Origin of the sequence: Variovorax sp. MHTC-1, assembly GCF_003984645.1 — a bacterium.
Classification (GTDB): domain Bacteria; phylum Pseudomonadota; class Gammaproteobacteria; order Burkholderiales; family Burkholderiaceae_C; genus Variovorax.
Genome location: NZ_RWKI01000025.1, coordinates 1 through 13115, shown reverse-complemented (window position 1 = coordinate 13115; position 13115 = coordinate 1). Strand labels below are relative to the sequence as shown.

At 66.8% G+C, this 13115-nt stretch carries 14 protein-coding genes; 4 read left to right on the top strand and 10 right to left on the bottom strand.

The genetic code is table 11. The features are described from left to right. The first annotated feature begins 53 nt into the window (after positions 1–53). Positions 54–1478, top strand: a complete 1425-nt coding sequence (locus EJI01_RS24960) for an FAD-binding oxidoreductase (RefSeq protein ID WP_126839815.1) — start codon at positions 54–56, stop codon at positions 1476–1478. A gap of 63 nt (positions 1479–1541) precedes the next feature. On the opposite strand, the gene EJI01_RS24955 is transcribed toward EJI01_RS24960, so the two are convergent. From EJI01_RS24955 to EJI01_RS24915, 9 genes are all read right to left on the bottom strand, one after another. Next, positions 1542–2444, bottom strand: a complete 903-nt coding sequence (locus tag EJI01_RS24955) for a CsgG/HfaB family protein (RefSeq protein WP_126839814.1) — start codon at positions 2442–2444, stop codon at positions 1542–1544. A 116-nt stretch (positions 2445–2560) separates the two neighbouring features. Next, positions 2561–3502, bottom strand: coding sequence for a ParB/RepB/Spo0J family partition protein (locus EJI01_RS24950; protein WP_126839813.1), 942 nt, complete (start codon positions 3500–3502; stop codon positions 2561–2563). A 5-nt stretch (positions 3503–3507) separates the two neighbouring features. Then, a complete protein-coding gene (locus EJI01_RS24945; RefSeq protein WP_126839854.1) occupies positions 3508–4050 on the bottom strand; it encodes an RBBP9/YdeN family alpha/beta hydrolase in 543 nt (180 codons plus the stop codon). A 42-nt stretch (positions 4051–4092) separates the two neighbouring features. Further along, on the bottom strand, positions 4093–4947 hold the full coding sequence (locus EJI01_RS24940; RefSeq protein ID WP_260602669.1) for a ParA family protein: 855 nt from the start codon (positions 4945–4947) through the stop codon (positions 4093–4095). A 1-nt stretch (position 4948) separates the two neighbouring features. Further along, entirely contained in the window at positions 4949–5563 is a 615-nt protein-coding gene (locus EJI01_RS24935; RefSeq protein WP_126839812.1) for a LysE family transporter, read from the bottom strand. A 60-nt stretch (positions 5564–5623) separates the two neighbouring features. Then, on the bottom strand, positions 5624–6262 hold the full coding sequence (gene rsmG / locus EJI01_RS24930) for a 16S rRNA (guanine(527)-N(7))-methyltransferase RsmG (protein ID WP_126839811.1): 639 nt from the start codon (positions 6260–6262) through the stop codon (positions 5624–5626). Beyond that, entirely contained in the window at positions 6259–8208 is a 1950-nt protein-coding gene (mnmG, locus tag EJI01_RS24925; RefSeq protein ID WP_126839810.1) for a tRNA uridine-5-carboxymethylaminomethyl(34) synthesis enzyme MnmG, read from the bottom strand. Before mnmG ends, rsmG begins: the two co-directional genes overlap by 4 nt. A 124-nt stretch (positions 8209–8332) precedes the next feature. Continuing rightward, a complete protein-coding gene (locus EJI01_RS24920; RefSeq protein ID WP_126839809.1) occupies positions 8333–9226 on the bottom strand; it encodes a transglutaminase-like domain-containing protein in 894 nt (297 codons plus the stop codon). Continuing rightward, the gene (locus EJI01_RS24915; RefSeq protein ID WP_126839808.1) at positions 9223–9408 is read right to left on the bottom strand and encodes a DUF1328 family protein; all 186 of its coding nucleotides are present in this window, start codon (positions 9406–9408) and stop codon (positions 9223–9225) included. Before EJI01_RS24915 ends, EJI01_RS24920 begins: the two co-directional genes overlap by 4 nt. A gap of 183 nt (positions 9409–9591) precedes the next feature. Between EJI01_RS24915 and gstA the strand changes: the two genes are divergently transcribed. Beyond that, positions 9592–10200, top strand: a complete 609-nt coding sequence (gene gstA / locus EJI01_RS24910; protein ID WP_126839807.1) for a glutathione transferase GstA — start codon at positions 9592–9594, stop codon at positions 10198–10200. Here gstA and EJI01_RS24905 read toward each other — a convergent pair. Further along, entirely contained in the window at positions 10193–11413 is a 1221-nt protein-coding gene (locus EJI01_RS24905) for a YbfB/YjiJ family MFS transporter (protein WP_409513982.1), read from the bottom strand. The genes gstA and EJI01_RS24905 overlap by 8 nt on opposite strands. 114 nt (positions 11414–11527) lie before the next feature. Between EJI01_RS24905 and EJI01_RS24900 the strand changes: the two genes are divergently transcribed. Continuing rightward, positions 11528–12631, top strand: a complete 1104-nt coding sequence (locus EJI01_RS24900; protein WP_126839806.1) for an alkene reductase — start codon at positions 11528–11530, stop codon at positions 12629–12631. 138 nt (positions 12632–12769) lie between these two features. Next, positions 12770–12964 (top strand): heavy-metal-associated domain-containing protein, encoded by a 195-nt coding sequence (locus EJI01_RS24895; RefSeq protein ID WP_093106988.1) that lies wholly within the window; start codon positions 12770–12772, stop codon positions 12962–12964. Positions 12965–13115 lie beyond the last annotated feature (151 nt).

Genomic DNA, 13115 nt, shown 5'->3' with positions numbered 1-13115 from the left:
GGGCCTTTTCTAGTGCGGTTCGTAGAATGGTAGACCCTTCAGGAGACCTGCCGATGAACGCCCCTGCCGCCCTTTCCCATCTCACGCCCGAGATCGCGCTGCGCGAAGTGCCCGATGCACTGATCGACGCCCTGAAGGCGCGCTTTGCCGATCGCTGCTCGACCGCGATGGCGGTGCGCGCGCAGCACGGGCGCGACGAGTCCTCCTTCGATGCGCCGCCGCCCTCGGCCGTGGTCTTTGCCGAGAGCACGCAGGACGTGGCCGATGCGGTCAAGCTCGCGAGCGACTGCAGCGTGCCGGTCATTCCCTTCGGCGTCGGCTCCTCGCTCGAAGGGCACCTGCTGGCGGTGCAGGGTGGCATCAGCATCGACGTGAGCCGCATGAACCGCGTGCTGTCGGTCAATGCCGACGACCTCACGGTCACGGTGCAGCCCGGCGTCACGCGCAAGCAGCTCAACGACGAAATCAAGAGCACCGGCCTCTTCTTCCCCATCGACCCGGGCGCCGACGCTTCGATCGGCGGCATGACCGCCACCCGCGCGAGCGGCACGAACGCGGTGCGCTACGGCACCATGCGCGAGAACGTGCTGGCGCTGGAGGTAGTCACGGCGAGCGGCGAGGTGATCCGCACCGGCACGCGCGCCAAGAAGTCATCGGCCGGCTACGACCTCACGCGGCTGATGGTCGGCAGCGAGGGCACGCTGGGCGTGGTGACCGAGATCACGTTGCGCCTCTATCCGCTGCCCGAGGCGGTGTCGGCCGCGATCTGCTCGTTCCCGAGCATCGAGGCGGCCGTGCGCACCACGATCGAGATCATCCAGCTGGGCGTGCCGATCGCGCGCGTCGAGCTGATCGACGTCAACACGGTGCGCATGGTGAACGCCTACGCCAAGCTCGGCCTGCGCGAGGAACCGATGCTGCTGATGGAGTTCCACGGCTCGCCGGCCGGCGTCAAGGAGCAGGCCGAGACCGTGCAGGAACTGGCCAGCGGCCACGGCGGCAAGGCTTTCGAATGGGCCAGCACGCCGGAGGAGCGCACGCGCCTGTGGACGGCGCGGCACAACAGCTATTTCGCGGCCGTGCAGTCGCGCCCCGGCTGCCGCGTGATTTCGACCGACACCTGCGTGCCGATCTCGCGCCTGGCCGACTGCCTGCTCGAGTCGGTGGCCGAGGCCGACGCCAGCGGCATCCCCTACTTCCTGGTCGGCCACGTGGGCGACGGCAATTTCCACTTCGGCTATTTGCTGGATCCGAATGCGCCCGAGGAGCGCGTCACGGCCGAGAAGCTCAACCATGCGCTGGTGTCGCGCGCGCTGGCGCTCGAGGGCACCTGCACGGGCGAGCACGGCGTGGGCCTGCACAAGATGGATTTCCTGGTGGCCGAAGCCGGCACCGGCGCGATCGACATGATGCGCACGATCAAGCGCGCGCTCGATCCGAAGAACATCATGAATCCGGGCAAGATCTTCAGCCTCTGAAGAAGAATGCAAAAAGCCCGGGGCTCGAAGAGCCGCCGGGCTTTGCACCCTGAGCGCCGCGCCTTATTTCCTGGTGCCGTTGCGGCGTGTAGGAGCGCGTTCCGCCGGTGCCGAGGTCTGCGACGGCGCCACGCCGCCGTCCACACCCAGCCGGCCGCCGCCGCCCAAGCCCTGCCCTTGCACCGTCTGCGCCTTGTAGTTGCGCAGCGAAACGACCATCTGGTTGAAGGCGTCCATGAAGGCGGCGCTGATCACCTTGCCCTGCGCCGTGTTGGTGTAGCCGCCGAGCGCGCCGGCGCCGCTGCCGCCGAAGACGGAGCCGAAGGCGCCGAAGTCGGTCTTGGAGGCGCTGCCTTCCGAAGCCGCGACCTGCACGCCGGAGCGGTTGTCGATCAGCGTGAGCAGCGCGCTGGCTTCCTTGGTCTGCAGGTTGCCGCCGACCGCGGCCAGGACGCCGCTGTAACGACCGCCGACCAGGCCGCCCAGCGAGGCGCCTGCGCCGCCGGCATTGCTGTTGCTGAACACGATCTCCGGCGAGAGGCCGTAGTCGGAGGCCACCATCTGCCCGCGGCCGAAATTGCTTCCCTGGCGCATTTCGCCGGAGGCCATGAGATCGCGTTCGCGCGACATCGCGTTCATGCCGGCCGCTCCGCGCTCGACCACCACGAAGCAGTTGGATTGCTGGATCAGGAGGCGCAGCAGGTTGGCGGTGGGCGGCAGGCGGTACTCGTTGCGAAGAATGGTGTACCAGCCGGCCGACTGGTTCTCGATCAGCGACACCGTGCCCAGCGGCGAGCCGCAGCGCTCGAGCGAACTGCTGGTGTTGGCCGATGCACTGCCGGCGGCGCTGCCGGTCGCCACGGTCTTCGCGCTCTGGCTGCCCATCTGCATGTCGGTGGTCTGGCAACCGGTCAAAAGAAGCGCCCCCACGGCGACGGCGGCTAGCGGAAGACGAGCGATGTGCATGGTGGATCCCCTCCGAGAACTTTCGGACTAAAGTTAAAAAAAGTAACTCCTGAGCATATGCGCAAAGAAGCCGGCGAATCAATCGCCCGGAAGCAAGGGATCAGAGATGTTGGGAGTTATGCCGTTTGGCGGATGCGGTCGATCAGACCGTTGAGCGCGTCGAGCGAGCCGAAGTGGATGGCGAGCTCGCCGCTCTCCTCCATCTTCCCGTTGCGCTTGCTGCGCTTCTTGATGCGCACCTCGACTTCGGCCGCCAGCAGGTCGGCCAGCTCTTCCTCGACGCGCTGGAGGTCGCGCGACTTCTCGGCCGCGCCGCGCCGCGGCGACGGCGTCAGGCTGAATTCGGCGGCCAGCTTCTTGACCAGCGCCTCGGCTTCGCGCACCGAGAGCTTCTTGGCAGCGATCTGGTTGGCGGCGGTGATCTGGGTGCCCTTGTCGAGCGAGAGCAGCGCCCGCGCATGGCCCATGTCGATGTCGCCCGCCATCAGCATCGCCTGCGCGGGTTCGGCCAGGTTCAGCAGGCGCAGCAGGTTGCTGGCGGCGCTGCGCGAACGGCCCACCGCTTGTGCAGCGGATTCGTGAGTGAGCCCAAACTCGGCGACCAGGCGTTGCAGGCCTTGAGCCTCTTCCAGCGGGTTGAGATCTTCGCGCTGGATGTTCTCGATCAGCGACATGGCTGCGGCGGCTTCGTTCGGCACGTCGCGCACCAGCACGGGCACGCTGTCGAGGCCGGCCAGCTTGGCCGCGCGGAAGCGGCGCTCACCCGCGATGATCTCGAACTCGGCGTTCTTGGCGCGCGCCGCGTCGGTGTCGAGGCGGCGAACCAGGATCGGCTGCATGATCCCCTGCGCCTTGATGCTCTCGGCCAGTTCGTAGAGCGCACCCTCGTCCATGCGCGTGCGCGGCTGGTAGACGCCGGGCACCATCTGGTCGAGGTTCAGGGCGGTCGGGTTGGGCGGCGCGGCATCGTCGTTGGCGGAGCTGTCCGGGCCGTTGAAGGTCGGGCCCAGCAGGGCTTCGAGTCCGCGGCCGAGGCCCTTGGGTTTCTTGGTGGCCATCGAGGTCATTCTTCTTTCAATAGATCGTTCAGCAATTGCCGGCCATGGGGCCAGTCGCCCAGGCCGGATTCGCCATTCAAGTGGCCACCCCGACCTGCGTCGATGTAGCGGGCTCCCCAGTCGCGTGCCATCTCGCGCGATCGCTCGGCGGCACAGTAGGGGTCGTCGTTGGCCGCGGTCACAAGAGCGCGGAACGGCAAGGCTTGGCGGGCGATCGGCGCCCAGCCGGGGATCAGCTCGCGCAGATCCTCGCGCTCCAGGTCGCCCGGAGCGACCAGCAGTGCGGCCTGCACCTTGTGCGTGTTGCGCGAGTGCGCGGCCCAGGCGGCGACGAGAATGCAGCCCAGGCTGTGCGCGACGAGTGCGACTTGGCCAGGTGCGGCCAGGATCTCTTCCTCGAGGCGAGCCGACCAGTCGCCGCGCAGCGGGCGCATCCATTCATGCTGCTCGACCCGGTGATCGCCATGGACGGCCTCCCAGCGGCTCTGCCAATGCGGCGGATCGCTGTTTTGCCAGCCGGGCAGCAACAGGATTTTCGGAACAGTCATCTGCTGCGAAATTGATAGCAAAAGAGATCGATCCGGCGGGCCCTAGAGGCCGTTCGGATCCTGGAGCACCACCGGCGGCGCGTCCATCGGCTCCGGCGCGGGCGCGGCGGCGGCACCCGCCATCGCACTGGCCGGCGGCATCTTCTCGACCAGCTCCTGCGCAAAGGCGATGAAAGCCTGGCTGCCCCGGGCCGCCGGATCGAAGACCACGCCCGGCAGGCCATAGCTCGGCGCCTCGGCCAGCCGCACATTGCGCGGGATCACGGTGTCGAACACTTTTTCGCCGAAGTGGGACTTGAGCTGCTCGCTGACCTGCTGCTGCAGCGTGATGCGCGGATCGAACATCACGCGCAGCAGGCCGATGATTTGCAAATTCTTGTTGAGGTTGGCGTGCACCTGCTTGATGGTGTTGACCAGGTCGGTCAGCCCTTCGAGCGCGAAGTACTCGCACTGCATCGGGACGATCACGCCGTGGGCGGAGCACAGGCCGTTGAGCGTGAGGAGGCTCAAGCTGGGCGGGCAGTCGATCAGGATGAAGTCGTACTCGGCGCCGACGGCAGCCAGCGCAGTGCGCAGGCGCTTCTCGCGCCGGTCGAGAGCGACCATTTCAACCTCGGCACCGGCCAGTTCGCGGTTCGCGCCCAGCACGTCATAGCCGCACTTCTCGGACTTCACCCGCGCTTCCGCCACGGAAGCGGATTCGAGCAGCACGTCGTACACCGTCGTTTCCAGCTTCCGCTTGTCGATGCCCGAGCCCATGGTGGCATTGCCCTGCGGGTCGAGATCGATCATCAAGACGCGCTGGCCCACCTTGGCCAGGCCGGCGGCCAGGTTGACGGTGGTCGTGGTCTTGCCGACGCCGCCCTTCTGGTTCGCGATGCAGAAGATCTTCGCCATGCTATCTGGACACCGCCAGCTTGACGCCGAAGGCGATCAGGAAGACGCCGGCCAGCTTTTCCAGCATCGCCGAGATGCGGGGATTGGCGCGCAGGCGCTCGGCGAGGAAGTGCGTGAGCAGCGTCGCGATCAGGCAATAGACGAAGGTCAGCACGGCGATCGTCAACGCCATCACCGCGAAGGTTGTGAACCCCTGGTGGCGCGCCGGATCGACGAAGAGCGGAAAGAAGGCCATGTAGAAAACGATCGCCTTCGGGTTCAGCAGCGTGATCATCAAGGCCTGGCGGAAATACTGCCGCGGCCGGATGTTCAGGACCGGTGCAGCGCCGGGTTTGGCGGCCAACATCTTGAAGCCCAGCCAGGCCAGGTAGGCAGCGCCCAGCCATTGGACGGCCTTGAATGCGGCCGGATAGGCGCCCAAGAGGGCAGCCACGCCGGCCACGGCAGCCCACATCAGCATCTGGTCTCCGGCGATCAAGCCGAAGGCCGCCGCCAATCCGCCGCGGATCCCGCCTTTGCCTGTCGAAGTGATGATCGCCAGGTTCCCGGGTCCGGGAATCGCAAGAAAGATGATGATGGCGGCGACGAACGCGCCGTAGTCAGCGATGCCGAACATGGAATTTGCCTTCGATGGGAGAGCGTCGAGTCTAAGCGAGGTCGACGCGCCGGAAGCCTGTCAGGAGGCGGGTTTTCGTGCCCAGACGATGCAGCGCTCGGCATCGAGCCCTGGGACGCTCAACTGTTCCACGTGAAACACATCAATTCCGATTGGCAGTTTGGCCAGTTCATCGTCGGGCACCTTGCCTTTCATGGCCAACCAAATGCCGGCGGGCGCGAGCAGGTGCATCGAACCGTTGAAGAAGTCGGGGAGCGAGGCGAAGGCGCGTGAACTGATGAGCTCATAGCTTCCGGTGAGCGATTCGACGCGGGCGTGAACGCCCCGCAGATTGGGCAGCCCCAGTTCGGCAGCAACTTGTTGAACGAAAGCGGTCTTCTTGGCCACCGCGTCCAGGCAGCTGACATCGATGTCTTCGCGCAGGATCGCAATCACCACCCCCGGCAGGCCGGCGCCGGCGCCGACATCGAGCAGTTTCGCCCTCCCCGGCCACTCGCGCTTCAGCGGGCCGACCACCGACAGGCTGTCCAGCAGGTGGTGCGTCAGCACGGTCGCCGGATCGCGCAGCGCCGTCAGGTTGTAGACCTTGTTCCATTTGAGGATGAGCGCGCCGTAGGCCAGCAGCCGCTCGCACTGGCGATCGCTCAGCGTCAGGCCGAGTTTGGCTGCGCCCTCGGGCAGCGCCAAATCCCGGCTCATTCGCCGATCTGCTGCGGCTCAGCCGCCGCGTCCTTGGCGAAAGCGCGATGGCCGCCTTTGCGCAAATGAATCATCAGCAGCGAGATCGCCGCCGGCGTCACACCGGAGATGCGCGAAGCCAGCCCCAAGGTTTCCGGCCGGTGCTTGCTCAACTTCTGCCGCACCTCGAAGCTCAGCGCCGCGACCTGGCTGTAGTCAAGGTCGGCCGGCAGTTTGAGATTCTCGAAATGCGCGGCCCGCTCGACCTCGTCATGCTGCCGATCGATATAGCCCGCGTACTTGGCGGCGATTTCGATCTGTTCGATCTCCGAGTCGCCCAGCGCCTGGTCCGACCCGTACCTGCCACCGTCCAGCGACATCAGCGAGGCGTAGCTCACATTGGGCCGACGCAGCAGATCGCCGAGGTTGTATTCCCGCTCGATCGCCTTGCCGAGCACGCGCTCCGACTCCGCAGCCGGCAAGTTGCGCGGATTCACCCAGATCGAACGCAAGCGCTCTGTTTCACGTGAAACAAGATCGCGCTTGCGCGAGAAGGCATCCCAGCGCGCATCGTCCACCAAACCCATCTTGCGCCCGGTCTCGGTGAGCCGCATGTCGGCGTTGTCTTCGCGCAATTGGAGCCGGAACTCGGCCCGGCTGGTGAACATGCGGTAGGGCTCGGTCACGCCCTTGGTGATCAGGTCGTCGACCAGCACACCCAAATAGGCCTCGTCACGACGGGGCAGCCAGGCGGCCTCCCCCCTGCATTGCAGCGCCGCATTGATGCCGGCGAACAAGCCCTGCGCCGCCGCCTCTTCGTAGCCGGTGGTGCCGTTGATCTGCCCGGCAAAAAAGAGCCCCTGGATCGCCCTCGTTTCGAAGTTGCTCTTGAGTTCGCGCGGATCGAAGTAGTCGTACTCGATCGCGTAGCCCGGCCGCAGGATGTGGGCGTTTTCCAGCCCGGCCATCGAACGCACCAGTTGGTACTGGATATCGAAAGGCAGGCTGGTCGAGATCCCGTTCGGGTAGTACTCGTTGGTCGTCAGGCCTTCTGGCTCGAGGAAGATCTGGTGGCTTTCCTTGTCGGCGAAGCGGTTGATCTTGTCTTCGACGCTCGGGCAATAGCGCGGGCCGATGCCGTCGATCTTGCCGGTAAACATCGGGCTGCGGTCGAAACCGGAGCGGATGATCTCGTGCGTGCGCGCGTTGGTGTTCGTGATCCAGCACGGCATCTGCTGCGGATGCATGTCGGCCCGGCCCATGAAGCTGAAGACCGGCATCGGCCCGGCGCCGCCTGGCATGCCGTCGCCCGGCTGCTCGACGCATTTCGAGAAATCGATGCTTCGCCCGTCCAACCGAGGCGGTGTCCCCGTCTTGAGCCGGCCCTGCGGGAGCTTCAGTTCCTTGAGACGCGCCGACAGGCTGACCGCCGGCGGATCGCCCGCGCGGCCGGCCTGGTAGTTGTCGAGCCCGACATGGATCCGGCCATCGAGAAAGGTACCGGCAGTCAACACCACCGCACGCGCCCGGAAGGCGATGCCGACCTGCGTGATCGCGCCGACGACGCGGTCGCCTTCGATCATCAAATCATCGACGGCCTGCTGGAACAGCGACAGGTTCGGCTGGTTCTCGAGCCGGCGCCGGATCGCGGCCTTGTAGAGCACGCGGTCCGCCTGCGCGCGCGTGGCTCGCACGGCCGGCCCCTTGCTCGAATTGAGGATGCGGAACTGGATCCCGCCCTCGTCGGTCGCGATCGCCATCGCCCCGCCGAGCGCGTCGACCTCCTTGACCAGGTGGCCCTTGCCGATGCCGCCGATCGAGGGGTTGCAGCTCATCTGCCCCAGCGTCTCAATGTTGTGGGTGAGCAGCAGCGTGCGCGCGCCCATGCGCGCGGAGGCCAGCGCGGCTTCGGTGCCGGCATGGCCGCCGCCGACGACGATCACATCGAATTCTTCGGGGTACAGCATGGAGAGTGGGGGCGCACCTGCGCGTGCGCTCTCGGAAAGGGGCGCTAATTTTAATCGCGGGCGCCGCTCCGTGCCGCGCACATGGACAAGCGCTTGCGGCCGATCCTGCCTTGATTTTATGCTATCAATTTGATAGCAATTCACCCGTTGCGGCCACCGGCACCGGCTTTTCGATTCCCACCAGCTGTCCGCTGGGCGCCGGTGCTGCAGGCGGCGTGAGGCGCTCGTCCTGCAGCTCGCGCACGACCAGCGACTTGCCCGTCATGCGCACCGGCCCGAAGATGGTGCAGAAGGCGACATCCTTCGCATCGCGCCCCGTGCCCACGCGCACCAGCCGATCGACCCGCGCCATGCGGGTCGCATCGAACAGCACCCACCGCCCACCCAACCAGGCCTCGAACACCGCGTGGAAGTCCTGCGGCGGCTCGTCGAACCCCACATAGCCCACCACCAGCCGCGCGGGAATATTGAGCGCGCGGCAGAAGGTGATGCCCAGGTGCGCGAAATCGCGGCACACGCCGGCGCGCTCGACGAAGACCTCGCGCGCCGTGGTGGTCGAGTCGCTGCTGCCCAGCTCGTAGGTGATGCTGTCGTGGATCCAGTCGGCGATCGCCTGTACGCGGCCGATGCCCGGCGGCAGGTCGCCGAAGAGCTGCTGCGCGCAGCGCGACATCAGGTCCGACTCGCAATAGCGCGTCGGCATCATGTAGTGGACGATCTCGTTGGGCACCTGGCTCACCGGCACCTCGGCGAGATCCGGCGGCACCTCCACGTGCGCGCGCTGCACACTGGCCCGGTAGCGGATCTTCAGCGGCCCCGGCTCTGCATCGAAGCGGATGAAGCGATTGCCACTGCCCTCGTCGCAGAAGGCCTGCATCTCCACCGCCGGCTCGATCGCCAGATCCTCGCTGATCACAGCCTGTGCGCCGCTGCGCGCGGCTTCTATGTTGAGCAGCAGGTGCGATGGCGCCTCGACCTCGTAGTCGAGCACCGTCTCCACGTTCGAGTAGTGCGTCAATCGATCGCCTTCTTGACCGCCCCCACCCCGAGCGCCGCAAGAACGAGGAACACGACGGCAAGAATCAGGAACAGCCCGAACAGCACCTTCGCGATACCGGCCGCGCCGGCCGCCACGCCGCCGAAGCCGAGCGCACCGGCGATCAGTGAGATCACCGCAAAAACGATGGCGTACTTCAACATGAGCGAGCTCCTTGCGTGCGGACATCCGCCCGCGGTGCCGGGAGCATAAAAAGGCACGCCGGCCGGCCCGATAGTCGCCGCGCCCAAGGCCCCGTAGGACAAACGCGCTCGCGGCGAACCCGCTAGCATCCACCTCGCGTTTGCAAGAAAGAACGTTTTCCGAACACCATTGGAGTTTTTCGCATGAAGCTGTATTACTCGCCGGGCGCCTGCTCGCTCTCGCCCCATATTGCGCTGCGCGAAGCCGGCCTCGCCTTCGAACCCGTTCTCGCCAGCACCAAGAGCCACAAGTTGCAGGACGGCACCGACTACTACGGCATCAACCCGCTCGGCTACGTGCCGATGCTCGAGCTCGACGACGGCACGCGCCTGCGCGAAGGTCCGGCCATCGTCCAATACATCGCCGACCTCGCGCCGACCAAGAACCTCGCCCCCGCCAACGGCACGCTCTCGCGCTACCGGCTGCAGGAGTGGCTCACCTTCATCGGCACCGAGATGCACAAGACCTACTCGCCGATGTTCAACCCCAACATGCCCGAAGAAGCCAAGGCCATCTTCAGGACCAAGCTGCAGTCGCGCTACGAGTGGCTCAACGGCGAGCTCGAAGGCAAGGAATACCTGATGGGCGACCACTTCACCGTGGCCGACGGCTACCTGTTCACCGTCACCAACTGGACCAAGCCGACCGGCGTCGACATCTCGCCCTACGCGAATGTGCAGGCCTGGCATGCACGCGTCGGCGCTCGCCCGGCGGTGCAGGAAGCCATGAAGACCGAAGGCCTGCTCAAGTAGGCAACAGCGGCCGCTGCCGCGAGGCGAGCGCGGCCCCGATCCACAGCGCCAGCGCCGAGGCCACCAGGCCGCGCGCCAGGCCGCCCGGCCCGTCGGAGATCCAGCCGGTCACGGTGGGCCCCACGATCTGTCCCAGCGCGAAGATGATCGTGAAGGCGCTGATGCCGGTGGCCCATTGTTCGGCCGGCAGGTTGTGGCGCACCAGCGCGGTGGTCGAGGCCACGACCGACAGGAACACCGCGCCGAACAGCAGCCCCGAGACCAGCGTCACCGGCCACGCCGCGCTCAGTACCGGCAGCAGCGTCGCCAGGCCCAGCAGCGCATTGAGCAGTGCCTGCGGCTGGCCGCCATGGAAGCGATCCAGCAAGCCGGCCCAGAGCCGCGATGACGCCACGCAGGCCACGCCGAGCAGCGCGTAGAAGATCGTGATGCGAACCGGGCTCGCGCCCTGCTCGTGCAGCAGCGCAATCACGAAGGTCATGTAGCCGATGTAGCCGGCACCGAAGAGCGCATAGCCGGAGAGCGCCCAGCCGAAGCGACGCACGCCCGCGGGCTGCACGGCCGGCGCCTGCGTCGAGGCCGCAGCCGCGGACGCATGCGCTCCGCCGGGCATGGCATGCGCCGCGTAACCCAGCACGGCCGTCCCCGCGAAGCTCGCCAGCGCCAATGCCCACCAGGCCCAGGCCCAGCCATGCGCTTCGCCCGACGCGGCCTGCAGAACCGGCGGCACCAGCAAGGCCGACAGCGTGATGCCGAAGCCGGTGCCCCCGTAGTACAGGCCCAGCAGGAACCCAGCGCGCGACGGCTGCAGCGTCCCGAGCCGCGCCGCCAGCAACCCGCCCGCGACGAACACCCAAGCGCTCGCCAGCCCGGCCAGCAAGCGCTGCACCAGCAGCGCCGAGGCCGAGGTGAAGAAGCCGCTCGCCGCCATGAACAAGCTGGCCCACAGCGCACCGCCGACCAGCAGGCGCACCGGCCCGAAGCGCCGCATCAAGGCCGGCGTCATCAACGCGCCCAGCAGATAGCCGGCCGCGTTCGCGGTGTTCATTGCGCCGGCCAGCGTGTAGCTCCAGCCCAGATCCGCGCGCATCGGCGGCAGCAGCAAGGCATAGGAGAAGCGCGTGATGCCGAGCGAAACCGCAGCCCCCATCGACAACGCGATCGCGAGGCGCAGGGCCTGCGGGGGCGTGAGCGTGGCGGCGTGCATCGTCATGGCGTGGGGCATTCTGCTGCATCCCCTACCAGCAAACCGACAACCCCGCGGCAGCACGGTTGGGCGCGCCGGTTTACCGTTCGCGCTGTCCATCCACCCCAACAAGCAGAACCGATGTCCTCCCTCTTCGACCCCATCCAGGCCGGCCACCTGAAGCTGGCCAACCGCATCGTCATGGCGCCGCTCACGCGCAACCGCTCGCCCGAGGCCGTGCCGCGCGACATCACCGCCACCTACTACGCGCAACGCGCCAGCGCCGGACTGCTGATCACCGAAGCCACTGCGATCAGCCAGCAGGGCCAGGGCTATGCCGACGTGCCCGGCCTCTACGGCAGCGAGCAGCTCGACGCCTGGAAGCGCGTGACCGATGCGGTGCACGCCGAGGGCGGCAAGATCGTGGTCCAGCTCTGGCACGTGGGCCGGGTCTCGCACAACGAGCTGCAACCCGATGGCGGCCAGCCGGTCGCGCCCTCGGCCATCACGGCCAAGACCAAGACCGTGCTCTTCAGGGACGGCATTCCCACTTACATCCAAACCTCCGAGCCGCGCGCGCTCGACGCGAGCGAGCTGCCCGGCATCGTCCACACCTACGCCGCCGCGGCACGCAATGCCGTCGAGACGGCCGGCTTCGATGGCGTCGAGGTGCATGCCGCCAACGGCTACCTGCTCGACCAGTTCCTCAAGACCGGCAGCAACCAGCGCAGCGACGACTACGGCGGCAGCATCGAGAACCGCGCCCGCCTGCTGCTCGAAGCGATGCGCGCCGTGGTGGACGCGGTCGGCGGCGGCCGCACCGGCATCCGCATCTCGCCGGTGACGCCGGCCAACGACGTGCACGACGAGAACCCGCAGCCACTCTTCGAGTACGTCGTGAAACAGCTCGCCGCGCTCGACCTGGCCTACATCCACGTCGTCGAGGGCGCCACCGGCGGCCCGCGCGAACTGGAGGACCGCCCCTTCGACTACGAAGCCCTCAAGGCCGCCTACCGCCGGGCCGGCGGCAAGGGCGCCTGGATGGTGAACAACGGCTACGACAAGCCGCTGGCCGAGGAAGCCTTGAAAGAAGGCGACGACCTCGTGGCCTTCGGCAAGCCCTTCATCTCCAATCCCGACCTGGTGCGCCGCCTGCGCGAAGGCGCGCCGCTCAACCCGTGGGACAAGAACACCTTCTACGGCGGCGGCGCGAAGGGCTACATCGACTATCCGGCGCTGGGCTGATCATTTCCGCATCCGTTCGGGCCGAGGCCGGCTGGTCCTTGCGACCGAGGATCCGGCAGGCGACGAGCGCCCCTGTACTGGACGTTGACAACGTGAGAAGGTTGACACTTGCGCATCATCCCCATGAAAGGAGCAACGATGAGCCAGAAATTCCAGGTCCTGGGCATGAGCTGCGCCCATTGCGCGAGCGCCGTGCAGAACGCGGTGCAGACGGTCGATCCCGAGGCGCAGGTCACGGTCGATCTCGAAACCGGCCATGTCGACGTGCTGAGCCATCAGCCGCGGCAGGACATCATCGTGGCGATCGAGAACGCCGGCTACCAGGCGCAGTGAGGCGCGGCCCCGGCCTGTGAAGCCCGCCGGAGACACGGAAAATGCACGAAACAGTTGAATACTTTTGTTTCAAAGTACAAAATACGCGCTGCATCCACCGTGAGCAAAAGGGTTTCCATGCTGTCGAATCTGCTGCCGTCTTCGGTCCGCG